Annotated in this window: 21 protein-coding genes; 17 read left to right on the top strand and 4 right to left on the bottom strand. The window is 58.2% G+C overall.

Going from position 1 to position 25,442, the window contains the following annotated elements:
- Window positions 1-3 precede the first annotated feature (3 nt).
- The 10 genes from iscR (at window position 4) to sseB (ending at window position 7,842) form a co-directional block, all read left to right on the top strand.
- On the top strand, window positions 4-495 hold the full coding sequence (gene iscR, locus ACOTXT_RS09780) for a Fe-S cluster assembly transcriptional regulator IscR (RefSeq protein WP_008502158.1): 492 nt from the start codon (window positions 4-6) through the stop codon (window positions 493-495).
- 119 nt (window positions 496-614) lie between these two features.
- The gene (gene iscS / locus ACOTXT_RS09775) at window positions 615-1,829 is read left to right on the top strand and encodes a cysteine desulfurase (RefSeq protein WP_008502157.1); all 1,215 of its coding nucleotides are present in this window, start codon (window positions 615-617) and stop codon (window positions 1,827-1,829) included.
- Window positions 1,830-1,853: 24 nt separating this feature from the next.
- A complete protein-coding gene (gene iscU, locus ACOTXT_RS09770; protein ID WP_003860661.1) occupies window positions 1,854-2,240 on the top strand; it encodes a Fe-S cluster assembly scaffold IscU in 387 nt (128 codons plus the stop codon).
- A gap of 13 nt (window positions 2,241-2,253) precedes the next feature.
- A complete protein-coding gene (iscA, locus tag ACOTXT_RS09765; protein WP_003860659.1) occupies window positions 2,254-2,577 on the top strand; it encodes an iron-sulfur cluster assembly protein IscA in 324 nt (107 codons plus the stop codon).
- A gap of 80 nt (window positions 2,578-2,657) precedes the next feature.
- Entirely contained in the window at window positions 2,658-3,173 is a 516-nt protein-coding gene (gene hscB, locus ACOTXT_RS09760; RefSeq protein WP_024908642.1) for a co-chaperone HscB, read from the top strand.
- Window positions 3,174-3,187: 14 nt separating this feature from the next.
- Window positions 3,188-5,038 (top strand): Fe-S protein assembly chaperone HscA, encoded by a 1,851-nt coding sequence (gene hscA, locus ACOTXT_RS09755; RefSeq protein ID WP_333166075.1) that lies wholly within the window; start codon window positions 3,188-3,190, stop codon window positions 5,036-5,038.
- 1 nt (window position 5,039) lies between these two features.
- Window positions 5,040-5,375 carry an ISC system 2Fe-2S type ferredoxin gene (gene fdx, locus ACOTXT_RS09750; protein ID WP_003860652.1) on the top strand — a complete coding sequence of 112 codons (336 nt, stop codon included), beginning with the start codon at window positions 5,040-5,042 and terminating at the stop codon, window positions 5,373-5,375.
- A 1-nt stretch (window position 5,376) separates the two neighbouring features.
- Window positions 5,377-5,577 (top strand): Fe-S cluster assembly protein IscX, encoded by a 201-nt coding sequence (gene iscX, locus ACOTXT_RS09745; RefSeq protein ID WP_003860650.1) that lies wholly within the window; start codon window positions 5,377-5,379, stop codon window positions 5,575-5,577.
- Window positions 5,578-5,637: 60 nt separating this feature from the next.
- Window positions 5,638-6,924 carry an aminopeptidase PepB gene (gene pepB / locus ACOTXT_RS09740; protein WP_021241865.1) on the top strand — a complete coding sequence of 429 codons (1,287 nt, stop codon included), beginning with the start codon at window positions 5,638-5,640 and terminating at the stop codon, window positions 6,922-6,924.
- 141 nt (window positions 6,925-7,065) lie between these two features.
- Window positions 7,066-7,842 carry an enhanced serine sensitivity protein SseB gene (gene sseB / locus ACOTXT_RS09735; protein WP_008502151.1) on the top strand — a complete coding sequence of 259 codons (777 nt, stop codon included), beginning with the start codon at window positions 7,066-7,068 and terminating at the stop codon, window positions 7,840-7,842.
- Window positions 7,843-7,859: 17 nt separating this feature from the next.
- Here sseB and ACOTXT_RS09730 read toward each other — a convergent pair whose 3' ends face one another.
- From ACOTXT_RS09730 to ACOTXT_RS09715, 4 genes are all read right to left on the bottom strand, one after another.
- The gene (locus tag ACOTXT_RS09730) at window positions 7,860-8,630 is read right to left on the bottom strand and encodes a MurR/RpiR family transcriptional regulator (protein ID WP_008502150.1); all 771 of its coding nucleotides are present in this window, start codon (window positions 8,628-8,630) and stop codon (window positions 7,860-7,862) included.
- Window positions 8,630-9,475, bottom strand: coding sequence for a 3-mercaptopyruvate sulfurtransferase (sseA, locus tag ACOTXT_RS09725; protein WP_333166072.1), 846 nt, complete (start codon window positions 9,473-9,475; stop codon window positions 8,630-8,632). The genes ACOTXT_RS09730 and sseA overlap by 1 nt, the downstream gene beginning before the upstream one ends.
- A gap of 90 nt (window positions 9,476-9,565) precedes the next feature.
- Window positions 9,566-10,933 (bottom strand): 6-phospho-alpha-glucosidase, encoded by a 1,368-nt coding sequence (locus tag ACOTXT_RS09720; protein WP_008502148.1) that lies wholly within the window; start codon window positions 10,931-10,933, stop codon window positions 9,566-9,568.
- A gap of 12 nt (window positions 10,934-10,945) precedes the next feature.
- A complete protein-coding gene (locus ACOTXT_RS09715) occupies window positions 10,946-12,490 on the bottom strand; it encodes a PTS transporter subunit EIIC (RefSeq protein ID WP_055321472.1) in 1,545 nt (514 codons plus the stop codon).
- A 288-nt stretch (window positions 12,491-12,778) separates the two neighbouring features.
- Between ACOTXT_RS09715 and ACOTXT_RS09710 the strand changes: the two genes are divergently transcribed.
- The 7 genes from ACOTXT_RS09710 to ndk all read left to right on the top strand — a co-directional run bounded on the left by ACOTXT_RS09710 (window position 12,779) and on the right by ndk (window position 25,360).
- Window positions 12,779-17,731: an alpha-2-macroglobulin gene (locus ACOTXT_RS09710; RefSeq protein ID WP_333166067.1), complete on the top strand. Its 4,953-nt coding sequence runs from the start codon at window positions 12,779-12,781 to the stop codon at window positions 17,729-17,731.
- A 1-nt stretch (window position 17,732) separates the two neighbouring features.
- The gene (pbpC, locus tag ACOTXT_RS09705) at window positions 17,733-20,060 is read left to right on the top strand and encodes a peptidoglycan glycosyltransferase PbpC (protein WP_333166064.1); all 2,328 of its coding nucleotides are present in this window, start codon (window positions 17,733-17,735) and stop codon (window positions 20,058-20,060) included.
- 86 nt (window positions 20,061-20,146) lie between these two features.
- A complete protein-coding gene (locus ACOTXT_RS09700) occupies window positions 20,147-22,525 on the top strand; it encodes a DMSO/selenate family reductase complex A subunit (RefSeq protein ID WP_333166061.1) in 2,379 nt (792 codons plus the stop codon).
- On the top strand, window positions 22,522-23,151 hold the full coding sequence (locus tag ACOTXT_RS09695) for a DMSO/selenate family reductase complex B subunit (protein WP_003860631.1): 630 nt from the start codon (window positions 22,522-22,524) through the stop codon (window positions 23,149-23,151). The genes ACOTXT_RS09700 and ACOTXT_RS09695 overlap by 4 nt, the downstream gene beginning before the upstream one ends.
- Complete coding sequence (locus tag ACOTXT_RS09690; RefSeq protein WP_421625307.1) at window positions 23,144-23,932, top strand: dimethyl sulfoxide reductase anchor subunit family protein; 789 nt, start codon at window positions 23,144-23,146, stop codon at window positions 23,930-23,932. Before ACOTXT_RS09695 ends, ACOTXT_RS09690 begins: the two co-directional genes overlap by 8 nt.
- Window positions 23,932-24,807 (top strand): 4Fe-4S binding protein, encoded by an 876-nt coding sequence (locus tag ACOTXT_RS09685; protein WP_333166055.1) that lies wholly within the window; start codon window positions 23,932-23,934, stop codon window positions 24,805-24,807. Before ACOTXT_RS09690 ends, ACOTXT_RS09685 begins: the two co-directional genes overlap by 1 nt.
- A gap of 121 nt (window positions 24,808-24,928) precedes the next feature.
- Window positions 24,929-25,360: a nucleoside-diphosphate kinase gene (gene ndk, locus ACOTXT_RS09680; RefSeq protein WP_003860625.1), complete on the top strand. Its 432-nt coding sequence runs from the start codon at window positions 24,929-24,931 to the stop codon at window positions 25,358-25,360.
- The last annotated feature ends 82 nt before the right edge of the window (window positions 25,361-25,442 follow it).

Raw genomic sequence — 25,442 nt, 5'->3', positions numbered from 1 at the left:
GACATGAGACTGACATCTAAAGGGCGTTATGCCGTGACCGCGATGCTGGACGTTGCGCTCAACTCCGAAGCGGGCCCGGTTCCGTTGGCTGATATTTCTGAACGACAGGGGATCTCCCTCTCTTATCTGGAACAGCTGTTCTCCAGACTGCGTAAAAATGGACTGGTTTCCAGCGTTCGTGGCCCAGGCGGCGGTTATCTGCTGGGTAAAGACGCGGGCAGTATTGCAGTTGGCGAAGTGATCAGCGCCGTTGACGAATCCGTTGACGCGACCCGTTGCCAGGGTAAAGGCGGCTGCCAGGGCGGCGATAAGTGCCTGACCCACGCGCTGTGGCGCGATCTGAGCGACCGTCTGACCGGCTTCCTGAACAACATCACCCTCGGTGAGCTGGTGAATAACCAGGAAGTTCTGGATGTTTCGGGCCGTCAGCACAGCCATGATTCCCAACGCAGCACCCGCGCGCAGGACGCTATCGACGTCAAATTACGCGCGTAATAAAACGATAAGTATTTCAGAATCAGGCCGGGGCGTAGACTCGCCCCGTGAACTCGGTCGTACATCCAGCCGGTTGCCTGATTCCTTGCATTGAAGCGATGTACGGAGTTTAAAGAGCAATGAAATTACCGATTTATCTCGATTACTCCGCAACCACGCCGGTGGACCCGCGTGTTGCCGAGAAAATGATGCAGTGTCTGACCCTGGACGGAAACTTTGGTAACCCAGCTTCCCGTTCACACCGTTTTGGCTGGCATGCTGAAGAGGCGGTTGATATCGCCCGTAATCAGATTGCTGACCTGGTGGGTGCCGACCCGCGTGAGATTGTTTTCACCTCCGGTGCGACCGAATCCGACAACCTGGCGATCAAAGGTGCAGCCAACTTTTATCAGAAAAAAGGCAAGCACATTATCACCAGCAAAACCGAACACAAAGCCGTGCTGGACACCTGCCGCCAGCTGGAGCGTGAAGGGTACGAAGTCACCTATCTGGCGCCACAGAGCAACGGCATCATCGATCTGAAAGAGCTCGAAGCGGCCATGCGTGATGACACCATTCTGGTCTCCATCATGCACGTCAACAACGAAATCGGCGTGGTACAAGACATCGCGACCATCGGCGAAATGTGCCGCGCGCGCGGTATCATCTACCACGTGGACGCGACCCAGAGCGTGGGCAAACTGCCTATCGACCTGAGCCAGCTGAAAGTTGACCTGATGTCCTTCTCCGGCCACAAAATCTATGGCCCGAAAGGCATCGGCGCGCTGTACGTTCGTCGTAAACCACGTATCCGCATCGAAGCACAGATGCACGGCGGTGGTCACGAGCGCGGCATGCGTTCCGGTACGCTGCCTGTTCACCAGATCGTGGGCATGGGCGAAGCCTACCGCATTGCAAAAGAAGAGATGGAAACCGAGATGGCACGCCTGCGCACGCTGCGTAACCGTCTGTGGGACGGCGTGAAAGATATGGAAGAAGTGTATCTGAACGGCGATCTCGAGCAGGGCGCACCGAACATCCTCAACGTCAGCTTCAACTATGTTGAAGGCGAGTCGTTGATCATGGCGCTGAAAGACCTGGCGGTTTCTTCCGGTTCTGCCTGTACGTCTGCAAGCCTTGAGCCATCCTACGTGCTGCGCGCGCTGGGTATGACTGACGAGCTGGCACACAGCTCTATCCGTTTCTCTTTAGGTCGTTTCACTACCGAAGAAGAGATTGACTACACCATCAAGCTGGTTCGCAACTCCATTGGCCGTCTGCGCGACCTTTCTCCACTGTGGGAAATGTTCAAACAGGGCGTGGATCTGAACAGCATTGAATGGTCACATCACTAATCGGTACATAAGGAGAATTCAATCATGGCATACAGCGAAAAAGTCATCGATCATTACGAAAACCCACGCAACGTTGGCTCTTTTGACAACAGCGACGAATCTGTTGGTAGCGGCATGGTCGGTGCGCCAGCGTGTGGCGACGTGATGAAGTTGCAGATTAAAGTCAACAATGAAGGTATCATTGAAGACGCGCGCTTCAAGACCTACGGCTGCGGTTCTGCTATCGCGTCCAGCTCCCTCGTCACCGAATGGGTGAAGGGCAAGTCTCTGGACGAAGCACAGGCAATCAAGAACACGGATATTGCTGAAGAACTCGAACTGCCACCGGTGAAAATTCACTGCTCAATTCTGGCAGAAGACGCGATCAAAGCCGCCATTGCGGATTACAAAAGCAAACGTGAAGCAAAATAATTGAGGTTTGAGTATGTCGATTACCCTTAGCGACAGCGCTGCCGCGCGAGTAAGCTCTTTTCTGGCGAACCGTGGTAAAGGCTTTGGCCTGCGACTGGGCGTACGTACCTCCGGCTGTTCTGGTATGGCTTACGTACTGGAGTTTGTTGACGAACCGGCGTCTGACGACACCGTGTTTGAAGACAAGGGCGTGAAGGTGGTGGTCGATGGCAAAAGCCTGCAATTCCTCAACGGCACTCAGCTGGACTTCGTTAAAGAAGGCCTGAACGAAGGGTTCAAATTCACGAACCCGAACGTCAAAGACGAGTGTGGTTGCGGCGAAAGCTTCCACGTTTAACCGCGCGTCATCCGAAACCCCACCGTGGCGTTACCCGCTACGCGTGGGGTTTGTTTTAACAGGCTACCCCTGAGATTGTTATGGATTACTTCACTCTCTTCGGACTACCCGCTCAATACCCGATTGATCTCCAGGCGTTGACGATCCGTTTTCAGGATCTGCAGCGTCAGTACCATCCGGACAAATTCGCGAGCGGTACTCAGGCAGAGCAGCTGGCTGCGGTTTCCCACTCTGCCACCATCAACCAGGCCTGGCAGACGCTGCGCCATCCGCTGGCGCGCGCTGAATATCTGCTCTCGCTCCACGGTTTTGATCTGGCGAGCGAACAGCATACCGTGCGCGACACGGCGTTTCTGATGGAGCAGCTGGAGCTTCGCGAAGAGCTCGATGAGATTGAACAGGCCAAAGACGAAGCGCGTCTGGAAAGCTTTATTACGCGCGTAAAGGGCATGTTCGATACCCGCCATCAGCAGATGGTGGAGCAACTGAACAACGAGACCTGGGACGTGGCGGCAGATACTGTGCGCAAACTCCGTTTTCTCGATAAACTGCGAAGCAGTGCTGAACAACTCGAAGAAAAGCTGCTCGATTTTTAATTTCGGAAGCAATTATGGCCTTATTACAAATTAGTGAGCCTGGCTTAAGTGCCGCACCGCACCAGCGTCGTCTGGCGGTGGGTATTGACCTGGGCACCACCAATTCCCTCGTGGCGACCGTGCGCAGCGGCCAGGCGGAAACGCTGGCTGACGAGCAGGGGCGCCATCTGCTGCCTTCCGTGGTCCACTACCAGCAGCAGGGTCACGCGGTAGGTTATGACGCCCGCGCTAATGCCGCGCGCGATCCGGCGAATACCATCAGCTCCGTCAAGCGCATGATGGGCCGCTCGCTGGCCGATATTCAGACCCGCTACCCGCATCTACCGTATCAGCTGCAGGCAAGTGAAAACGGCCTGCCGATGATTGCGACCGCGGCCGGTCTGCTGAACCCGATTCGTGTTTCTGCTGACATCCTCAAAGCGCTGGCTGAGCGCGCTACGGAAACGCTCGGTGGCGATCTGGACGGCGTGGTGATTACCGTTCCGGCCTACTTTGACGATGCACAGCGTCAGGGCACCAAAGACGCCGCGCGTCTGGCGGGCCTGCATGTGCTGCGTCTGCTGAACGAACCGACGGCGGCGGCGATTGCCTACGGCCTCGATTCCGGTCAGGAAGGGGTGATCGCGGTTTACGATCTCGGCGGCGGGACATTTGATATCTCTATCCTGCGCCTGAGCCGCGGGGTATTTGAAGTGCTGGCGACCGGCGGGGATTCCGCGCTGGGCGGCGATGACTTCGACCATCTGCTGGCGGACTACATCCGCGAGCAGGCAGGCATCAGCGATCGCAGCGATGCGCGCGTACAGCGTGAACTGCTGGATGCGGCCATCGACGCCAAAATTGCCCTGAGCGATGCGCAGAGCGTCACCGTCAATGTTGCGGGCTGGCAGGGTGACATCACCCGCGACCAGTTTAACGATCTGATTGCCCCGCTGGTGAAACGCACCTTACTGGCCTGCCGTCGCGCATTGAAAGATGCCGGCGTTGAGGCTAGCGAAGTGCTGGAAGTGGTCATGGTGGGCGGTTCGACCCGCGTGCCGCTGGTGCGCGAGCGCGTGGGCGAATTCTTTGGCCGCACGCCGCTGACCTCCATCGACCCGGACAAAGTGGTCGCCGTCGGCGCCGCGATTCAGGCCGATATTCTGGTTGGCAACAAGCCGGACAGCGAAATGCTGCTGCTGGACGTCATCCCGCTGTCGCTGGGCTTAGAAACCATGGGCGGCCTGGTGGAGAAAGTGATCCCGCGTAACACCACCATCCCGGTGGCGCGCGCGCAGGAGTTCACCACCTTTAAAGACGGCCAGACCGCGATGTCCATCCACGTGATGCAGGGCGAGCGCGAGCTGGTGCAGGACTGCCGTTCTCTGGCGCGCTTTGCGCTGCGCGGCATCCCGGCGCTGCCGGCGGGCGGGGCGCATATTCGCGTCACCTTCCAGGTGGACGCCGACGGTCTGCTGAGCGTCACGGCGATGGAAAAATCCACCGGTGTCGAGTCGTCTATTCAGGTTAAGCCGTCCTACGGCCTGACCGATGGCGAAATCGCCTCCATGATTCAGGACTCAATGAGCTACGCCGAGCAGGATGTGAAGGCGCGTATGCTGGCGGAACAAAAAGTGGAAGCCGCACGCGTGCTGGAGAGCCTGAACGGCGCGCTCGCTGCCGACGCCGCGCTGTTAAGCGCCGCTGAGCGCCAGGTGATTGACGAAGCCGCCGCGCGCTTAAGCGCCGTGGCCGAAGGCAATGACGCTGACGCAATAGAAGAAGCCATTAAAAACGTTGATAAACAAACCCAGGACTTTGCTGCTCGCCGCATGGACAACTCTGTCCGCGTCGCGCTGAAAGGCCAGTCCGTGGACGAGGTTTAATATGCCAAAGATTGTAATTTTGCCTCATGCGGACCTCTGTCCGGATGGCGCTGTTCTGGAAGCGAAGACCGGTGAAACCATTCTCGATGTAGCCCTGCGTGCAGGTATCGAAGTGGAACACGCCTGTGAAAAATCCTGTGCCTGCACCACCTGCCACTGCATCGTGCGTGAAGGTTTTGACTCTCTTGCCGAGAGCACCGAAGACGAAGACGACATGCTGGATAAAGCATGGGGTCTGGAGCCGGACAGCCGCTTAAGCTGCCAGGCAGCGGTGACCGATGAAGATCTGGTCGTGGAGTTCCCACGCTACACCATCAACCACGCACGCGAGCATTAATATGGGACTGAAGTGGACAGACAGCCGTGAAATCGGCGAAGCGCTCTACGACGCGAACCCGGATCTCGATCCGAAGACCGTACGATTCACCGATATGCATCAGTGGATCTGCGATTTAGAGGATTTCGACGACGATCCAAACGCATCCAATGAAAAAATTCTGGAGGCGATTCTGTTAGTCTGGTTAGATGAAGCAGAATAAATAACAAAACGGGCTGCCTTCAGGCGGCCCGTTTGCTAGTTGCTAATAAGGAAAAATAAAATGACCGAAGCGATGAAGATTACGCTCTCGAATCAGCCTGCCGACGCGCGCTGGGGCGAGAAAGCCACCTACAGCATTAATAACGACGGTATTACCCTGCACCTGACGGGCAATGATGATTTGGGCCTGATCCAGCGCGCCGCGCGTAAAATTGACGGTCTGGGCATTAAGCATGTCTCGCTGGAAGGCGAAGGGTGGGACACCGACCGCAGTTGGGCGTTCTGGGCGGGCTATAAAGGGCCGAAAGGCACCCGCAAAATTGAGTGGGCGAACCTCGACGAAGCCGGTCAGAAAGAGCTGGAAAGCCGCCTGAAAATTATCGACTGGGTGCGCGACACCATCAACGCCCCGGCGGAAGAGTTAGGCCCTGAGCAGCTGGCGCAGCGCGCCGTTGACCTGCTGTGCGGCGTGGCGGGCGACAAGATGTCCTACCGCATCACCAAGGGAGAAGACCTGCGCGAGCAGAACTACATGGGTATCCACACCGTGGGCCGCGGCTCCGAGCGTCCTCCGGTGCTGCTGGCGCTGGACTACAACCCAACCGGCGATAAAGACGCCCCTGTCTTTGCCTGCCTGGTCGGTAAAGGCATTACCTTCGACACCGGCGGCTACAGCCTGAAGCAGAGCGCGTTCATGGACTCCATGAAGTCCGACATGGGCGGCGCGGCCACCATCACCGGCGCGCTGGCCTTTGCCATCACCCGCGGTCTGAAAAAGCGCGTGAAGCTGTACCTGTGCTGCGCGGACAACATGGTCAGCGGTAACGCCTTCAAGCTGGGTGACATCATTCGCTACCGTAACGGCAAAAACGTTGAGGTGATGAACACTGACGCCGAAGGCCGTCTGGTGCTGGCCGATGGCCTGATCGACGCATCTGCCCAGAAGCCTGAGCTGATCATCGACATGGCGACTCTGACCGGTGCGGCGAAAACCGCGCTGGGTAACGACTACCACGCGCTGTTCAGCTTTGACGACAAGCTGGCCGCACGCCTGCTGGCCAGCGCTGCGGCGGAAAACGAACCGTTCTGGCGTCTGCCGCTGGCCGAGTTCCACCGTAGCCAGCTGCCGTCCAACTTTGCCGAGCTGAACAACACCGCAAGCGCGGCGTACCCGGCGGGGGCAAGCACCGCAGCAGGGTTCCTGTCTCACTTTGTTGAGAACTACCACGAGGGCTGGCTGCACATTGACTGCTCTGCAACCTACCGTAAAGCGGCGGTAGAACAGTGGTCCGCGGGCGCGACCGGTCTGGGCGTGCGTACCGTGGCGAACCTGCTGACGGCTGAGTAATCTTTTTTGCCGGGTGGCGCTACGCTTACGCGCGCCTTCGGAGTCATCATATTGCCCGGCGGCGCTGCGCTTGCACGGACCTACGGTTTTGTAGGCCGGATAAGCGAAGCGCCACCCGGCGTTTTTTGAAGTAGCCAAACTATGTCAGATACCAAAAACGAATTAGAAACCCTGCTGGAGCAGGCGGCGACCGAGCCCGCCCACCGTCCGGCCTTTTTCCGCACGCTGCTGGAATCTACCGTCTGGGTGCCGGGCACCGCGGCTGAAGGTGAACAGGTCGTAGAAGACAGCGCGCTGGATCTGCTGCACTGGGAGAAAGACGACGGCACGTCGGTGATCCCGTTCTTCACCTCGCTGGAAGCGCTGCAGAAAGCGGTAGAAGATGAACAGGCGTTCGTGGTGATGCCGGTGCGTACCCTGTTTGAAATGACGCTCGGCCAGACGCTGTTCCTGAACGCGAAGCTGCCGACCGGAAAAGAGTTCACGCCGCGCGAAATCAGCCACCTGATTGGCGAAGAGGGCAACCCGCTCAGCACGCAGGAAGTGCTGGAAGGGGGCGAAACGCTGCTGCTCTCTGAAGTGGCCGAGCCGCCCGCGCAGATGATTGATTCCCTGACGACGCTGTTCAAAACGCTCAAGCCCGTCAGGCGCGCGTTTCTCTGCTCCATTAAAGAGCGCGCGGACGAAAAGCCGGTGCTGTTGATCGGTATTGAAGCCGATGGCGATTTCGACGAGATCGTTCAGGCAGCGGGAAGCGTGGCGACCGACACGCTACCGGGCGATGAACCAATTGATATCTGCCAGGTGAAAAACGGTGAGAAGGGCATCAGCCACTTTATTACCGAGCACATTACGCCGTTCTACGAGCGTCGCTGGGGCGGCTTCCTGCGCGATCTCAAGACCAACCGCATTATCTGATGACAGCGGGGTGAATATCACCCCGTTGCTTCCAGCAGCAGTAAATCCATCAGCAGCACCAGATTCGACTCAAACGACGTCACCCCTGCGGCTTCGGCGGCAAAGTGCACCGCTTCGTCATAGAGCGCAAAGTGCACGTCGGCCATCTCCGCCAGCGTGTTGGCCGAGGCGCGGGTAAACGCGACGATCGTCATGCCGACGTTTTTGGCTATCCGCGCTTTATCCAGCACCTGCTCCGTTTCGCCGCTGCGCGAGACGGCAATAAACACCTGATAGCGGGCGGCATTGCTGAGAAAAATGTTCCGGCTGTCGCCCGGTCCGGAGATAAACGCCGTTTTGCCCATTACCTGTAGCTTCTTGGTCAGGTACTCCGCAAACAGATAAGAAAACCCGGCCCCGTAGAGAAAGAAGCTCTCTTTCTGGCGCAGCAGGTCGGAAAACTGCTGGCGTTTGTCCTGGGTAACCCACTGAAAGGTGTGCTGATAGTTGGCGATAAACTGGTTAAACAGCACCGGGAGTTCAGGACGCGACTGCGCCTGAGCGGCAATATGCGGCGTGTCGGAGAGCAGCTGCTTGCAGTGCCAGATAAACTCGCTAAAGCCGCTGAACCCCAGCTTCTGGCACAGCCGCATGATGGTGGCGGTAGAAACGAATGTCGCCTTTGCCAGCTCGCGAACCGTGATGTTGCCCACCAGCAGCGGATGCTCCGTGAGGTGGGCGAGGACGCGATACTCCGCACGGGTCAATGACGCCCCGCGCGTTAACAGCGTGGCCAGGCGGTTATCCATTATTTCGCGGGTTCAACCGGCAGGTCGTCACGCGCGCCCCATTCGCTCCAGGCGCCGTCGTAGAGCGTGACGTCGCTTACGCCGAGCGTGGCGAGCGCCAGAATGACCACGCAGGCCGTTACGCCGGAACCGCAGCTGGCGATAATCGGACGATGCAAATCCACGCCCTGACGTTCAAAAATGGCGCGCAGCTCGTCGGTGGTTTTCAGCTCGCCCTCAAACACCAGGTCGCCCCACGGCACGTTCAGCGCACCGGGAATATGTCCGCGCCTAAGTCCCGGACGCGGTTCATCCGCCTCGGCATTGAAGCGTGGAGCAGGACGGGCATCGACGATTTGCGCCGTTTTTTCGTGGCTTACAACCAGCACGTCGGTCAGGCGTTTCACTACGTGTGCGTCGAACGTGGCATCGAACTCGCCTTCCGGCAGCGTCACCTCGCCCTGCTGAAGCGGCAGTTCGTCACGTTTCCAGCCCGCGAGGCCGCCCGCCAGAATCGAGACTTTTTCCACGCCGAAGTTTTTCAGCATCCACCACGCGCGCGGCGCGGAAAAGAGGTTACCTTCATCATAGACAACGAGGTGTTTGTCTTTGCTGACGCCCAGCTCGCGCATCGCCACGGAAAACGCTTCCGGGCGCGGCAGCATGTGCGGCAGGGGAGAGGTATGATCGGAGAGGGCTTCGATATCAAAAAATACCGCGCCAGGCAGATGCCCTGCGCGGTATTCACCGGGCACGTCACGATGCTCTTGTCCCGGAGGGGCCATACGCGCGTCAATAATCTGGACTTCCGGATCGTCGCCGTGCTCAATCAGCCAGTCGGCGGCGACAAAATATGAGGTGGACATGGGTTGCCTCCATTCTTTTCCGTAAAAAAGGATTGTCGGTGTTTTTTCTGACACCGACAAGCAAACCACGTTCAACTCGCGAGCAAGCCCCTATTTTTTCACCGGTTCGCCGTCCTGCCAGGCTTTTTGCAGCGCTGGCCAGTAGTCGCGGTTGGCCTCAATCATCTCATCCAGAATCGCTTTTGCATGTTCCATGGTCGGCACGGTGCGGTTCAGGGTAAATGCCTGCAACGCTTTTTCATAGCTGCCTTCGATAGTCGCCTCCACCAGCAGCTGTTCAGACGCGAGCTGCTGTTGCAAAAGGGTCTGATGGAACAGCGGCACCTGGCCGACGCGAATCGGTTCCGGGCCTTCGGCGGTGATATAAGCGGGAACTTCCACCACCGCATCGTACGGCAGGTTGGTAATCGCCCCGCGGTTTTCCACCATCACCAGATGGCGGCTTCGCAGGTTGAACGCCAGCGAACAGGCGACGTCAACGATAAATTCACCGTGGACGCCCACGTGGAAGGCATCCGGTAAAATTCCGGTGCGTTGATATTCTTCGGCGGCGGCGAACAGCTTTTTCTCGCGCCCGTTCATCACTTCGTTGGCGCGGGTATAGTCCGGGTTCTGATGCGCCACAATCTGGTTCGGCATCAGGTAATACTGCAGATACGGGTTCGGCAGATACTCGGGGAAGTTGTCCATGATCGGCTTGATATTGCGCCAGGTTTTCACCCACGACGGATCCGAGTGCTGCGGGTCGGTTTTAGCCGCATCTTCCGTCAGCAGGCCAAACTTCGCGATATGCTTACGCAGCGCCGGGAGCTTGTCTTCGCCGTCCACCAGCACGCGGGTAAACCAGCCGAAGTGGTTCAGGCCGAAGTAGTCCACTTCCAGTTTATGACGATCCACGCCCAGAATGGCGCCCATATTGCGCATCGCGGCAACCGGCATATCGCAGATGTTCAGCACCCTTGCGTTCGGGCGCAGGCGGCGCACGCCTTCCGCGACGATCGCCGCCGGGTTGGAGTAGTTCACGATCCAGGCTTTCTCGTGCGCGTAGCGATCGACCAGATCGATAAGCTCCACCATCGGCAGGATCGTGCGCAGGCCGTAGGCCAGCCCGCCGGGGCCGCAGGTTTCCTGGCCCACCACGCCGTGACGCAGCGGGATCTTCTCATCCTGCTCACGCATTTTGTACTGGCCGACGCGCATCTGGGCGAAGACAAAATGCGCGCCGCTAAAGGCCACTTCCGGGTCGCTGGTGACGGTAAATGTGATGCGCTGACTGTGGTCGCGAATGACCTTCTCGACGACCGGCGCAATGGTGTTCTGGCGCGCCTCGTCGATATCGTACAGGCGAATTTCGGCCAGCGGGAAATCCTGCAGGCGCACCATCAGGCTTTTCACAATGCCCGGCGTGTAGGTGCTGCCGCCGCCGGCAATCGACAGAATGAATGGGGGTGTTAACATCTTTAGCTCCTTTCAGAGAAACGTCTCAACGGCTTCTCGCATTTTTTTGACATGCAGCCCGTAGACCACCTGAACGTTGTTACCTTGTTTGATAATCCCTTTCGCGCCAGTCGCCTTCAGGCGCGGCTCGTCGATGATGGCGACGTCCTTTACCGTGACGCGCAAGCGGGTGTAGCAGTTGTCCACCACTTCAATGTTTTCCCGACCGCCCAGCCCCACAACGATAGACTCGCCCAGACCGTCGTTATTGCCCTTCGCCTGGTACTCCTGCTTGCTGTAGAGGCGCGTCTCCTGGTCCTCATCTTCACGGCCCGGCGTTTTCATGTTGAAGCGCAGGATCAGGAAGCGGAACACCACGTAGTAGAGGGCGAACATGATCAGTCCGACAACGATGTACATCGGCCAGTTGGACTTGGCCGTGCCGAGCGGCAGGTTGTAAAGGATGAAGTCGATAATCCCGTTGGCGCCGATGGCGTGAACGCCCAGCAGCGAGAACAGCATCATGCCGATGCCGGTCAGCACCGCGTGCACCACGAACAGCAGCGGGGCGACAAACAGGAAGGAGAACTCAATCGGCTCGGTCACGCCGACCAGCAGCGAAGTCAGTGCCGCCGGGATCAGAATCGCTTTCGCCGCCGCTTTACGCTCTGGCCTGGCGGTCATATACATCGCCAGCGCCGCGGCAGGCAGGCCAAACATTTTGCTGGTGCCGCGGGCGTCCCACACCACGGTGCTGCTGAGCTGCTTCACGTCCGGGCAGGCCATCTCGGCAAAGTAGATATTGCGCGCGCCCTGATAGGTTGCGCCGCATACCTCCTGCGTGCCGCCCAGCTCGGTATAGAGGAACGGCGTATAAACCAGATGGTGCAGGCCGGTGGGGACCAGAATGCGTTCCAGGAAACCGTAGATGGCTACGCCAAACGGCCCGGAACCTTTGATGGCCAGCGCCAGGGCGCTGATGCCGTGCTGGGCAAAGGGCCACAGTTCGCTCATCACCACGCCGAGCAGCATGGAGACAGGCAGCATCACAATGGCGACAAAACAGTGGCCGGAGTAAATCGCCATCGCGCCGTTAAACTGTACGCCGGAGTATTTGTTGTACAGATAGCCGGAAAGCGCTCCGGTCAGTATCCCGGCAAAGACCCCCATCTCCAGCACCTGCACGCCCAGTACCATCGTCTGTCCGGCCGCTTTCATCTGCGCCGCTGGCGCCAGCGCGCCCTGCAGCTGCAGCGTGACGTTCATGGCGTTGATGAATACGACAAAGGTGACCAGGCCAATCAGCGCGGCATAGCCTTTATCGCGCGTTGCCAGGCCAATCGGAATACCGACGGCAAACACCAGCGCCAGGTTAACCAGCACCGACACGGCAGATTTTGCGATCAACTGACCAAGATGCTGAATCAGCGGATGACCGAGAAACGGCAGGTACTCGGCGAGATTACCGTTACCCAGCACGTTACCAAAGGCGATAAACAGACCGACGATCGGTAAGATAAGCACCGGTCCGTACAATGATTTTCCGAAATTTTGTAGGGCGTTCACGGCTCGTTTCATGGCTTTCTCTCTTTTTGAACCGCGCACTCGGGGTGCGTCATGGTCATAAAACTAGCAGCCTTCAGGGACGCTTATCCAGCTATCCTCTTGTTTTAAAAACAAATGACGTGAAAGGTAACATGTGACGTTATGCGCTGTGATCGCGGTTCCATCACGGCGTAGCGGCGTGATGCCATTCTGCGAGGCGCTTTCCAGATTCTAAAATTGGACTTTTTGAATTAATGAAACTTGCGGATAATACTTATCCGGACGACGACCAACAGGCCCCCTCTGGGCCAGGGACAAAGGATGAAACCGTTTCGCTTAGCCGCGCTCTCTCTTGCGCTGCTTACCACGTTTACGCTTTTCGGCTGTGATAACAGTGACGATAAACCTCAGGCTGCGGCTCCCGCGGCATCCACCGCATCCACACCAAAAGCCGCGGAAAAGCCAAATGCTGAAACGCTGGCTAAGCTAGCCGCCCAGAGTCAGGGAAAAGCGCTGACCCTGCTGGATGCTTCTGAAGTTCAGCTCGACGGTGCCGCCACGCTGGTGCTGACATTCTCGGTTCCGCTGAATCCCGATCAGGATTTCGCGAAAACCGTGCATGTCGTGGACAAAAAAAGCGGCAAAGTTGACGGGGCGTGGGAACTTGCGCCTAACCTGAAAGAGCTTCGCCTGCGTCATCTGGAGCCCAACCGCAACCTGGTCGTCACCGTTGAACGGAGCCTGCAGGCGCTGAATAAGGCGACGTTCGGCATTGATTATGAAAAAGCCCTCACCACCCGGGACGTCGAGCCTACCGTCGGGTTTGCCAGCCGCGGCTCGCTGCTGCCGGGTAAGGTGGTGGAAGGGTTGCCGGTGATGGCGCTTAACGTCAACAATGTTGACGTGAACTTCTACCGCGTGAAGCCAGAATCACTGGCCTCTTTTGTCAGCCAGTGGGAATACCGCAACTCCCTCACCAACTGGGAGTCCGACAACCTGCTAAAGATGGCGGAGCTGGTTTACACCGGTCGCTTCGATCTTAATCCGGCGCGCAACACGCGCGAAAAATTGCTGTTGCCCCTGAAGGATATTAAACCGCTCCAGCAGTCTGGGGTTTACATCGCGGTCATGAACCAGGCCGGGCACTATAACTACAGCAACGCCGCGACGCTCTTTACCTTAAGCGATATTGGCCTGTCCGCTCACCGTTATCATAATCGCCTGGACATCTTCACCCAGAGTCTGGAGAACGGTGCGGCGCAGTCTGGCGTCACCGTCACCCTGCTGAATGACAAAGGGCAGACCCTTGCCGAAGCGAACAGCGACGGCGATGGCCACGCAAAGCTTGAGACCGACAAAGAGGCTGCCCTGATTCTGGCCAGTAAAGACGGCCAGACCACGCTGCTTGACCTCAAGCTGCCGGCCCTCGACCTGGCGGAGTTTGATATCGCCGGGAGTCCGGGCTACAGCAAGCAGTTCTTCATGTTTGGTCCACGCGATCTCTATCGCCCGGGCGAAACGGTGATCCTCAACGGCCTGCTGCGCGACAGTGACGGTAAGCCGCTTCCCGATCAGCCCGTGAAGCTTGACGTGCTGCGCCCTGACGGTCAGGTGGCTCGCTCGATCGTTGTTCAGCCTGAAAACGGTCTCTACCGATTCAACTACCCGCTGGACAGCGGGGCGCAGACCGGCATGTGGCATATTCGCGCCAACACGGGCGATAACCTGCAGCGCCTGTGGGACTTCCACGTCGAAGACTTCATGCCAGAGCGCATGGCGCTCAACCTGAGCGGACAAAAAACGCCGGTTTCACCGCAGGATAACGTCGACTTTAACGTGGTCGGCTATTACCTGTATGGCGCACCGGCCAACGGTAACTCTCTGCAGGGCCAGCTCTTCCTGCGTCCGCTGCGTGACGCGGTGGCCGCGCTGCCGGGCTTCCAGTTTGGTGATATCGCCGAAGAGAACCTGAGCCGCAGCCTGGATGAAGTTCAGCTTACGCTGGACGAGCAGGGGCGTGGGCAGGTTTCTACCGAAAGCCAGTGGAAAGACGTGCACTCTCCGCTGCAGCTGATCCTGCAGGCCAGCCTGCTGGAGTCGGGCGGTCGTCCGGTGACGCGTCGCGCTGAGCAGGCTATCTGGCCGGCGGCTGAGCTGCCGGGTATTCGCCCTCAGTTCGCCAGTAAAGCCGTTTACGACTACCGCACCGATACGACCGTCAACCAGCCGATTGTTGATGAGAACGGCAACGCCAGCTTCGACATCGTTTATGCCGATGCCAGCGGAGCCAAAAAGGCCGTTTCCGGGTTACAGGTTCGTCTGATTCGCGAGCGTCGGGACTACTTCTGGAACTGGTCTGAGAGCGAAGGCTGGCAGTCTCAGTTCGATCAGAAAGACCTCGTCGAAGGCGAGCAGGAGCTGACGCTTAAGGCCGATGAAACGGGTAAAGTTACCTTCCCGGTAGAGTGGGGCTCTTATCGTCTGGAAGTCAAAGCGCCTGATGAAATGGTCAGCAGCGTGCGCTTCTGGGCAGGCTACAGCTGGCAGGATAACAGCGATGGCACTGGGGCCGCGCGCCCTGACCGCGTGACGCTGAAACTGGATAAGCCAGCCTATCAGCCGGGCGACACCATCCAACTGCACATCGCCGCGCCGGCCGCAGGAAAGGGCTATGCGATGATCGAATCCAGCGAAGGGCCGCTGTGGTGGAAAGAGATCGACGTGCCTGCAAACGGTCTCGATCTCTCCATTCCGGTGGATAAAGCCTGGAAACGTCACGATCTTTACCTCAGCACGCTGGTGGTGCGTCCGGGCGATAAATCCAAATCCGCCACGCCGAAACGCGCGGTCGGTCTGCTGCATCTGCCGATGGGCGATGAAAATCGCCGTCTGAATATTGCGCTCGATAACCCGCAGAAAATGCGTCCAAACCAGACGCTCTCGGTGAAGGTGAAAGCCAGCGTGAAAGAGGGGGCCGTGCCGCAGAAGGTGAACGTGCTGGTCTCGGCGGTAGACAGCGGCGTGCTGAACATTACCGATTACGTCACGCCGGATCCGTGGCAGGCTTTCTTTGGCCAGAAGCGCTACGGCGCGGATATCTACGATATATACGGCCAGGTCATTGAAGGGCAGGGCCGTCTGGCCGCGCTGCGCTTCGGTGGCGATGGGGATGAACTGAAGCGCGGCGGCAAACCGCCGGTGAACCACGTCACCATCATTGCCCAGCAGGCACAGCCGGTTACGCTGGATGCCAACGGGGAAGGCACGATTACGCTGCCAATTGGTGATTTCAACGGCGAGCTGCGTCTGATGGCGCAGGCCTGGACGGAAGACGATTTTGGCAGCAGCGAAAGCAAGGTTGTGGTGGCCGCACCGGTTATTACCGAGCTCAACACGCCGCGCTTCCTGGCAAGTGGAGACACCTCACGCCTGACGCTGGATCTCACCAACCTGACCGACCAGCCGCAAACGCTGAACGTTGCCCTGACCGCGACAGGCAAACTGTCGCTGGAAGGTGGACAGCCGCAGCCGGTGCAGCTGCCTCCGGGGGCGCGGACCACCCTGTTTATTCCGGTGCGTGCGCTGGAGGGGTATGGTGACGGAGAGGTAACAGCACAGGTTACCGGCCTGCAGCTTCCGGGCGAGACCTTTGCACCACAGCAGAAGAGCTGGAAAATCGGCGTGCGTCCGGCATTCCCGGCACAGACGGTGAATACCGGTGCCATGCTCAACCCTGGCGAATCCTGGACCGCACCGGCGCAGCACAGTAACGGTTTCTCTCCTGCCACCCTGCAGGGGCAACTGCTGCTGAGCGGCAAACCACCGCTCAACCTGGCGCGCTATATTCGCGAACTGCAGGCCTATCCGTATGGCTGTCTTGAGCAGACCACCAGCGGCCTGTTCCCGTCGCTCTACACCAACGCGGCGCAGCTGACGGCGCTTGGCATCAAAGGTGATACGGACGATAAACGCCGTGCCGCCATTGATATCGGTATTTCCCGTCTGCTGCAGATGCAGCGTGAAGACGGTGGTTTTGCGCTGTGGGATAAAAACGGTCCGGAAGAGTACTGGCTGACGGCTTATGTGACCGACTTCCTGGTGCGGGCGGGCGAGCAGGGCTATAGCGTGCCTGCCGATGCGGTGAATAACGCCAATAGCCGGTTGCTGCGCTATCTGCAGGACCCGGGCATGATGTCCATCCGCTACAGCGATGATACTCAGGCCAGTAAATTTGCCGTTCAGGCCTATGCCGCGCTGGTGCTGTCTCGTCAGCAAAAAGCGCCGCTGGGCGCGCTGCGTGAAATCTGGGATCGTCACGCTCAGGCGGCGTCCGGCCTTCCGCTGATGCAACTGGGCATGGCGCTCAGGCTGATGGGCGATGCCCCGCGCAGCCAGCAGGCGCTGGATCTGGCGCTCAAAACGCCGCGCAACGATAGCAAAACCTGGATGGCCGATTACGGCAGCCAGCTTCGCGATAACGCGCTGATGCTCTCCCTGCTGGAGGAGTACAAACTTCTGCCGGATGCGCAAAATACGCTGCTGAATGCCCTGTCTGAACAGGCCTTCAGCCAGCGCTGGTTGTCCACTCAGGAGAGCAACGCGCTGTTCCTGGCCGGACGTTCGCTGCAAACTCTGTCCGGCGCATGGCAGGCGAAAACCTCCCTGCCAGATTCCGCATCAGGTGGCGATAAAGCGCAGGTACAAAACGTGAGCGGCGACCAGCTTGGCGCGCTGCAGGTCACCAATACCGGAACGACACCGCTCTGGGTACGTTTGGACAGCACCGGCTATCCGGAATATGCCCCTCAGCCGAGCGCGAACGTGTTGCAGGTCGAACGTCATATCCTGGCAACCGACGGCAGTACGAAATCACTCTCTTCGCTGAAGAGCGGCGAGCTGGTGCTGGTGTGGCTGGAAGTTAAAGCCAGCCAGAACGTGCCGGACGCGCTGGTGGTAGATCTCCTGCCTGCGGGTCTGGAGCTGGAAAACCAGAACCTGGCAAGCAGCAGCGCCAGCCTGCAGGACAGCGGCAGTGAGGTGCAGAACCTTCTCAGCCAGATGCAGCAGGCGGACATTCAGCATATGGAATTCCGCGACGACCGCTTTGTGGCGGCCGTGCCGGTAAATGAAGGTCAGCCGGTCACGCTGGTTTATCTGGCGCGCGCCGTGACGCCGGGAACCTACCAGGTGCCGGTTCCGATGGTCGAGTCTATGTATGTGCCGCAGTGGCGGGCAACGGGTGCGGCCAGCGGCCCGCTGATTGTTGTTCCGTAATATGCGAATGGCACGTCTGACACGCTCCCGCTGGCTGTGGCTGGCGGGAGCGCTTCTCGTTTTAGGGGGGCTGATTTTCGTCGCCGATCGCCTGTGGCCGTTGCCGCTGAAAGAGGTTAACCCCGCGCGGGTGGTGGTGGATGAGAAGGGCACGCCGCTCTGGCGTTTTGCCGATAGCGACGGAATCTGGCGCTATCCGGTGACGATCGAAGAGGTCTCTCCCCGTTATCTTGAGGCGCTGATCCAGTACGAAGATCGCTGGTTCTGGGATCACCCCGGCGTAAACCCGCTCTCTGTCCTGCGCGCCGCCTGGCAGGATCTCAGTTCCGGGAAAGTCATCTCTGGCGGAAGCACGCTCACCATGCAGGTCGCGCGACTGCTGGATCCGCATCCGCGCACCTTTGGCGGCAAAATTCGCCAGCTCTGGCGTGCCATGCAGCTGGAGTGGCATCTTTCCAAACGCGAAATCCTGACGCTCTATCTCAATCGCGCCCCCTTTGGCGGTACGCTGCAGGGCGTGGGAGCGGCAAGCTGGACGTATCTGGGCAAGCCGCCGTCGCAGCTCAGCTATTCCGACGCGGCGCTGCTGGCGGTGCTGCCGCAGGCGCCGAGTCGATTACGCCCGGACCGCTGGCCTGAACGGGCCGAAGCGGCGCGCAATAAAGTGCTCGACCGCATGGCGACGCAGGGCGTCTGGTCCGCAAAGCAGGTCAAAGAGTCCCGTGAAGAATCAGTATGGCTGGCGCCCCGGCAGATGCCGCAGCTGGCGCCGCTCTTTGCTCGGATGATGCTCGGCAAAAGTCGCGACACGAAAATTGTCACCACGCTGGATGCCGGACTGCAGCGGCAGCTGGAAGAGCTGGCGATGAACTGGAAATCGCGTCTGCCGGCCCGCAGCTCGCTGGCGATGATCGTGGTCGATCATACCGATATGAAAGTGCGCGGTTGGGTTGGATCGGTGGATATCAACGATGACACGCGTTTTAGCCATGTGGATATGGTCAATGCGATCCGATCCCCGGGATCGGTGTTAAAACCCTTTATCTACGGCATGGCGCTGGATGATGGCCTGATCCATCCCGCCTCGCTGCTTCAGGATGTGCCAAGAAAAACCGGTGATTATCGTCCCGGGAATTTTGACAGCGGGTTCCATGGGCCGGTCAGCATGAGTGAAGCGCTGGTCCGCTCCCTCAACCTGCCGGCCGTTCAGGTGCTGGAAGCCTACGGACCAAAACGATTTGCCGGGATGCTGAGCAACGCAGGCTTGCCGCTGATCTTGCCTGCGGGGGCGCAGCCGAATTTGTCTCTGATCCTCGGCGGGGCGGGCGCGCGGCTGGCAGATATCACTGCGGCCTATAGCGCCTTTGCCCGACACGGTAAGGCGGGAAGGCTGCGGTTACAGCCGGGCGATCCGCTGACTGAACGCCCGCTGTTATCGCCAGGCTCGGCGTGGATTATTCGCCGTATTCTGGCCAATGAAGCGCAGCCGCTGCCGGATAATGCGCTGCCGCAGGTTGCGCCGCTGGCGTGGAAAACCGGCACCAGCTACGGGTACCGTGATGCCTGGGCCATCGGTCTGAATGCCCGTTATGTGATAGGCATCTGGACCGGACGACCGGACGGCACGCCCGTGGCGGGACAGTTTGGGTTTGCCAGCGCGGTTCCGCTGTTAAACCAGGTCAATAATCTGCTTCAGTCACGTTCAACGGTAGACGAAGCCCGCCTGCCGCGCGATCCGCGTCCGGAGAGCGTCGGGCGGGGCGTGATCTGCTGGCCGGGCGGCCAGTCGCTACCGGAAGGCAGTGAAAACTGTCGACGTCGCCTGTCGACCTGGCTGCTGGAAGGGAGTGAGCCGCCCACGCTGCTTCTCCCTGAACAGGAGGGCATACGCGGCATTCGTTTCCCGGTCTGGCTGGATAAAACCGGCAAACGCGTGGCCGCAGATTGTCCGGATGCTACTGAAAAAGTCCTGGATGTCTGGCCGCTGCCGCTGGAGCCGTGGCTGCCCGCTGCGGAAAAAAGAGCTGCGCGTCTCCCGGCAGCATCAACAGTTTGCCCGCCTCTGGATAACAGCAATATCGCGCCGCTTATGCTGTCAGGGGTCAGAGAGGGGGCCGTCATCAAGCGTCTTCCGGGTGAGACAACTATAACGCTTTCTCTCTCAACCAGCGGTGGAGAAGGGCAGCGATGGTGGTTTTTAAATGGCGAGCCTTTAGAGGGGCATGAATATAAATATTCACTGAAATTATATTTGCCGGGTGAATATCAATTAATGGTAATGGATGAAACCGGCCAAATAGCGACGGTGAATTTCGAAATGGCTTATTAAAATAATCCAGAAGGGTTAGCTTGATAATTATCAATGTTCGGTTCTGCAAAAAAACGAGAATGCGTTTTTATTTGAAGGAACGAGCAATGAAAAAAAATAAGAAACTGAGAGAGAGTCTTAATCCCGCTCTCTCCCGGCGTCACTTTATTCAGGCCGGGTCCGCGCTTGCCGCTCTGCCGTTTGTGGTAAAAGGCGGAAAAGCGCAGGCGGCGACAATGCCTGCGGCAGTGAACGAACCCGAAGAAAAAGTCATTCAAACCTGCAGCACTTTTGACTGTGGCGGGAAATGCGATATTCGGGCGCACGTCAGCGACGGCGTGGTCACACGCATCTCTACGCGTCCGGATAATGAACTGGATCTTCAAATGCCGGTGATGCGCGCCTGCGTTCGCGGACGCGCGTATCGGAAATTTGTTTATCATCCCGATCGGCTTAAATATCCAATGAAACGCGTGGGTAAACGTGGCGAAGGAAAATTCGAACGTATTACCTGGGATGAAGCTACAACGCTTATTGCGAATCAATTAAAAACCATTACGCAAAAATACGGTGCTGCTTCGCGCTATGTGCATGTTGGCACCGCAGTTTCGGGAGGAACGTTCTCCGGCGATAAAATGGTTCGTCGTCTGCTTAATTTAACGGGTGGCTATCTCGAAAGCTATCACTCGGTCAGTATGGGCAACACCGCAGCGGCAACGCCCTATACCTACGGTACCGCCGCCAGCGGCAGCTCGCTGGACACGCTGCTGGACACCAAACTGGTCATCCTCTGGGGACATAACCCGACGGAAACGATTTTTGGTCACAGCAACTACTTCTTCCAGAAGATGAAGCAAAACGGCACCCGCTTCATCGTTGTCGATCCGCGCTATTCAGATACGGTGTCCTCCCTTGCTGACCAGTGGATCCCGCTGCTGCCAACAACCGATAACGCCCTGATGGACGCCATGATGTACGTGATCGTCACGGAGAACTTGCACGATCGCGACTTTATTCTGCGCTATACCCTGGGCTTTGATGAAGACGCTATGCCGGAAGGCGTTCCGGCCAATGAATCCCTGATGGCTTACCTGAACGGGGCAAAAGATGGCGTGGCGAAAACGCCTGAGTGGGCAGAGAAGATCACCCACGTGCCTGCGCAAACCATTCGTCAGCTGGCGCGCGATTATGCCACGACGAAGCCCGCCGCGCTGATCCAGGGCTGGGGACCGCAGCGCCATAACTGCGGCGAGCGCACCGCGCGCGGCTCGACGATACTGGCCACGCTGACGGGTAACGTTGGGGTGAAAGGCGGCTGGGCGGCTGGCTATGGCGGCTGTGCTAACCGTAAATTTGCCGCAGGCCCGGAGATGCCGGATAACCCGGTGAAAGCCAAAATATCGGTGATGAACTGGGTGCAGACCGCCGACGATGCCTCTAAGGTAACGGCGGAAGTCGGCCTGAAGGATGCCGAAAAGCTGGACAGCAATATCCGCATCCTCTTCTCGCTGGCGGGCAATTATCTGGCTAACCAGAACCCGGATCTTCATCAGGCAACCCGCGTGCTGGAAGACGAGTCGAAAATCCAGTTTATCGTCGCGAGCGATCTGTTTATGACGCCGAGCGCCCGATACGCCGATCTTCTCCTGCCGGAAACCAGCTTTATGGAACGCTGGAATATCGGCGAAACCTGGGGTACTGCAAGCTATCTGATCCTGTCCGAAAAGCTGATTGAGCCTGAATTTGAGCGCCGTTCAGACTACGACTGGCTGCGGGAGGTCGCTGCTAAGCTTGGCGTCGAACCGGCATTCAGCGAAGGGCGTGACGAAAAGGCGTGGATTGAGCACATCTGGGAGCAGACGCGGCTCTCCATGCCAGATGAAAACCTGCCGGACTTCGCGACGTTACAAAAGACGCGTCAGCATCTCTTCAAAAGCGCGCCGTACGTTGCTTTTGAAGACAACATTCGCGACCCGCAAAATCATCCGTTCCCGACGCCGTCCGGAAAAATTGAGATCTTCTCGAAGCGTCTGTACGACATGCAGCACCCGGAAATTCCGGCGCTGTCGCACTACGTGCCTGCCCACGAAGGGCCGGAAGACGAACTGGCGAAAACCTTCCCGCTGCAGCTGATCACCTGGAAAGGGAAAAACCGCGCCAACTCTACCCAGTACGCCAACCCGTGGCTGATTGAGGCGCAGCAGCAAAAGCTGTGGATTAACCCTCAGGACGCGCAGAAGCGCGGCATTGCGCAGGGAGATACCGTGCGTATCCATAACGCACGCGGCATTTGTGAGATCCCGGCGGAGGTTACGCCGCGCATCATTCCTGGCGTGGTAGCCATGCAGGCAGGTGCCTGGTGGCAGCCGGATGAGAAGGGCATTGATAAAGGCGGCTGCGCGAACGTGCTCAGTTCGGCTCGTATTACCGCGCTTGCGAAAGGGAATTCACATCAAACCATGCTGGTGGAGGTGGCAAAAGCATGAGTCAGTTTAAACACTACGCGCCGGTGAGCGACAAACAGCTGGGCTTTTATATCGACTCTTCACGCTGCTCAGGGTGTAAAGCCTGCCAGGTGGCATGCAAAGATAAAAACAACCTTGAGGTCGGACGTCGTTTCCGTCGCGTGTACGAAGTCAACGGCGGGAATTTCATCCCCACCGGGCAGGGCGGCGTCAGCAACAATGTGTTTGCTTACACGCTCTCTATTTCCTGTAACCACTGTGCAGACCCCATCTGCACTAAAAACTGTCCGACCACGGCGATGCACAAGCGTCCGGGAGACGGCATTGTGCGCGTTGATACAGATAAGTGCGTCGGCTGCGGCTACTGTGCGTGGTCATGCCCCTACGGCGCGCCACAGCTCAACGAGCAGACCGGGCAAATGTCAAAATGCGATTTCTGCGTGGATCTCCAGGCGAAGGGGGAGCAACCCGTCTGTGTGGCAACCTGTCCACTCGAAGCGATTAAATTCGGGCCGATTGATGAACTGCGGGCGAAGTATGGTGCGGTCTGTGACGTGAAAGGCTTGCCTGATTCTTCCATCACAAAACCGAATCTGGTGATCAAAGCGCATCAGGGTGCAGAGAAAGAGGGCAAACGCCATGCATGAGTTACCGCTGCTGATTTTTACACTGTTCCTGCAGGGCTCGGTAGGCGTGACGCTCTGGCTGGCGTTCGGGGAGGCGCATGCTTCGCAGCGTAGCGCGCTTCTGCCTGCTGCCGGGGCGTTTGTGCTCGCAAGCCTCGGGCTGCTCGCCTCGGCGCTGCACATGGGCTATCCGCTCAATGCTCTCAACGCGCTGCGCCATGTCTCCAGCTCCTGGCTGAGCCGTGAGATTATCTTTGCCAGCCTTTACCTGGCGGCGCTGGGGCTCGCGACGCTGCTGATGTTCGCCAAAACGCCAGGCTGGAAGCTGCTTCTGGCGGCGGCGGGCCTTGTCGGGCTGGTGGATGTGTTCTGCATGGCGCAGATCTACATGCATGCGTCCGTGGTGACGTGGCAGCATATCAACACGCTGGTGCTGTTTATCGGCTCGGTGGGCATTATTGGTTCAGCCTGCATGGCGGTTGGGATGCGTTCCCGGGCTACTCTGCGTGCGGCGGTGGTCATTATCACGCTGCTGGTGCTTGTGCGTCTGGTGATGCAGCCCGTCTGGCTGGCCGACATCTCGGCTATGGACAAGACCGTGGTGACGTTCCCTCATGCGCCGTTACAGATGCTGCAACAACTGCGCACCGTGCATCTGCTGAGCTGGTGTGTGTCTGTCGTGGGTATGCTGTGCTTTGCTGCAGGCGGGTTAAAAGCGGCGCGAGGCACGATGCTGCTGGGCAGCGCCTTGCTGATTGCGGGTGAGCTGATGCTGCGCTTCGTTTTCTTCAGTATTGGCTGATGGGCAGATTGACGTTTGGCCCGGCGATGGACGTGACGCATGCGTGCGTCCGTCGCCGTTTTCGCCATGCTTCCTGTTGCGCCTGCGCAGACGTTTGTCCCGTGCAGGCTTTTTCTTTTACGGACGCAGATATCTCGGTTGATGAGAGCCGCTGTATTGAATGCGGTGACTGCCTGTTTGTTTGCTCCACTGAGGCCATCACCGGCATCACGCCGCGAAAACGCTTTTTGTGTGGCGATACGCTTGTCGGGCCTTTTACTGAACGTGCGCCGAATATGAATGAGCTGCTGCTCTGGCATGCACAGCACCATGTTCGTTTTATCAGTATCGACGTGGAGCAGTATCCTGACTGGCTGCTGGCGATTGCCCGGCTTAATCTTGTGCTTCGTCGACGCGGTGAAGCGGCATGGGCGTTTAAACTTTTACCCGTCAACGAGGTTAATATCGCCCGCCGTGCGCTGATGCACGTTCCCCGTGAGGATGTCCGGACCTGTAGCGTCGTGCCCGGTCAGCGTGAACTGCGCAGAGCGTTTCCTGGGGTTAGTGAGGCAGAGATAGCTCTCGACGCCGGAACGTGCGTATTGTGCGGCGCGTGCTGGCGGAGTTGTACGGAAAACGCGATTCGGTTTGAGAACGCTGAACTGGTCGTCGAAACCGGACGTTGTACCGGTTGCGGTGGCTGCGAAGCGGTATGCCAGCATGCGGCGATAAAAGTGACGCAAACAGAAGGAACAGCGAAAAACGTGGCCATACTGGCATATGAAGCCGTTTGCCTGACGTGCCACCGTCATTTCTGGTCATTTACGCCTGATGAAAAGCAGTGTCCGCTCTGTTTTCACCATCAACACGATATGCGAAACCCGGACTGTTGCTAATCTTCGTCTCATTTTAAAAAAATGTTATGCAGAACCATAGGCAATAGCGCTATAGCTCTTTATAATCCGCGCCACACCATACTCAGGTATGCAAAACAACAGAACATTGACAGAGGTTATCATGGCTATTGAACGTACTTTTTCCATCATCAAACCAAACGCGGTGGCAAAAAACGTTATTGGCAGCATCTTCGCTCGCTTTGAATCTGCAGGGTTCAAAATTGTTGGTACCAAAATGCTGCACCTGACCGTTGAGCAGGCTCGCGGCTTCTACGCTGAGCACGAAGGTCGCCCATTCTTTGACGGCCTGGTGGAGTTCATGACCTCCGGTCCAATCGTGGTATCCGTACTGGAAGGCGAAAACGCCGTACAGCGTCACCGCGACCTGCTGGGCGCAACCAACCCGGACAACGCGCTGGCAGGTACTCTGCGCGCTGACTACGCTGACAGCTTCACCGAGAACGGTACCCACGGTTCTGACTCTGTTGAATCTGCTGCACGCGAAATCGCATTCTTCTTCGCTGAAGGCGAAGTGTGTCCACGTACCCGTTAATTTAACGGTTTCGTTTACACATTATTTTCGTAAATGCCGCGTCCAGACGTGGCATCCCTGCGCCAGACTTTGTACAATGCAA

This window comes from Enterobacter cloacae complex sp. IR5422, from assembly GCF_049238165.1.
GTDB classification, from domain to species: Bacteria; Pseudomonadota; Gammaproteobacteria; order Enterobacterales; family Enterobacteriaceae; genus Enterobacter; species Enterobacter roggenkampii.
The sequence above is the reverse complement of the archived record's forward strand: the minus strand, read 5'-3'. Positions and strand labels throughout refer to the sequence as shown.

Excerpts from the sequence above, each read along its gene's own strand:
- iscR (WP_008502158.1), top strand. The coding sequence starts at position 4 with ATGAGACTGACATCTAAAGGGCGTTATGCCGTGACCGCGATGCTGGAC.
- iscS (WP_008502157.1), top strand. The coding sequence starts at position 615 with ATGAAATTACCGATTTATCTCGATTACTCCGCAACCACGCCGGTGGAC.
- iscU (WP_003860661.1), top strand. The coding sequence starts at position 1,854 with ATGGCATACAGCGAAAAAGTCATCGATCATTACGAAAACCCACGCAAC.
- iscA (WP_003860659.1), top strand. The coding sequence starts at position 2,254 with ATGTCGATTACCCTTAGCGACAGCGCTGCCGCGCGAGTAAGCTCTTTT.
- hscB (WP_024908642.1), top strand. The coding sequence starts at position 2,658 with ATGGATTACTTCACTCTCTTCGGACTACCCGCTCAATACCCGATTGAT.
- hscA (WP_333166075.1), top strand. The coding sequence starts at position 3,188 with ATGGCCTTATTACAAATTAGTGAGCCTGGCTTAAGTGCCGCACCGCAC.
- fdx (WP_003860652.1), top strand. The coding sequence starts at position 5,040 with ATGCCAAAGATTGTAATTTTGCCTCATGCGGACCTCTGTCCGGATGGC.
- iscX (WP_003860650.1), top strand. The coding sequence starts at position 5,377 with ATGGGACTGAAGTGGACAGACAGCCGTGAAATCGGCGAAGCGCTCTAC.
- pepB (WP_021241865.1), top strand. The coding sequence starts at position 5,638 with ATGACCGAAGCGATGAAGATTACGCTCTCGAATCAGCCTGCCGACGCG.
- sseB (WP_008502151.1), top strand. The coding sequence starts at position 7,066 with ATGTCAGATACCAAAAACGAATTAGAAACCCTGCTGGAGCAGGCGGCG.
- ACOTXT_RS09730 (WP_008502150.1), bottom strand. The coding sequence starts at position 8,630 with ATGGATAACCGCCTGGCCACGCTGTTAACGCGCGGGGCGTCATTGACC.
- sseA (WP_333166072.1), bottom strand. The coding sequence starts at position 9,475 with ATGTCCACCTCATATTTTGTCGCCGCCGACTGGCTGATTGAGCACGGC.
- ACOTXT_RS09720 (WP_008502148.1), bottom strand. The coding sequence starts at position 10,933 with ATGTTAACACCCCCATTCATTCTGTCGATTGCCGGCGGCGGCAGCACC.
- ACOTXT_RS09715 (WP_055321472.1), bottom strand. The coding sequence starts at position 12,490 with ATGAAACGAGCCGTGAACGCCCTACAAAATTTCGGAAAATCATTGTAC.
- ACOTXT_RS09710 (WP_333166067.1), top strand. The coding sequence starts at position 12,779 with ATGAAACCGTTTCGCTTAGCCGCGCTCTCTCTTGCGCTGCTTACCACG.
- pbpC (WP_333166064.1), top strand. The coding sequence starts at position 17,733 with ATGCGAATGGCACGTCTGACACGCTCCCGCTGGCTGTGGCTGGCGGGA.
- ACOTXT_RS09700 (WP_333166061.1), top strand. The coding sequence starts at position 20,147 with ATGAAAAAAAATAAGAAACTGAGAGAGAGTCTTAATCCCGCTCTCTCC.
- ACOTXT_RS09695 (WP_003860631.1), top strand. The coding sequence starts at position 22,522 with ATGAGTCAGTTTAAACACTACGCGCCGGTGAGCGACAAACAGCTGGGC.
- ACOTXT_RS09690 (WP_421625307.1), top strand. The coding sequence starts at position 23,144 with ATGCATGAGTTACCGCTGCTGATTTTTACACTGTTCCTGCAGGGCTCG.
- ACOTXT_RS09685 (WP_333166055.1), top strand. The coding sequence starts at position 23,932 with ATGGGCAGATTGACGTTTGGCCCGGCGATGGACGTGACGCATGCGTGC.
- ndk (WP_003860625.1), top strand. The coding sequence starts at position 24,929 with ATGGCTATTGAACGTACTTTTTCCATCATCAAACCAAACGCGGTGGCA.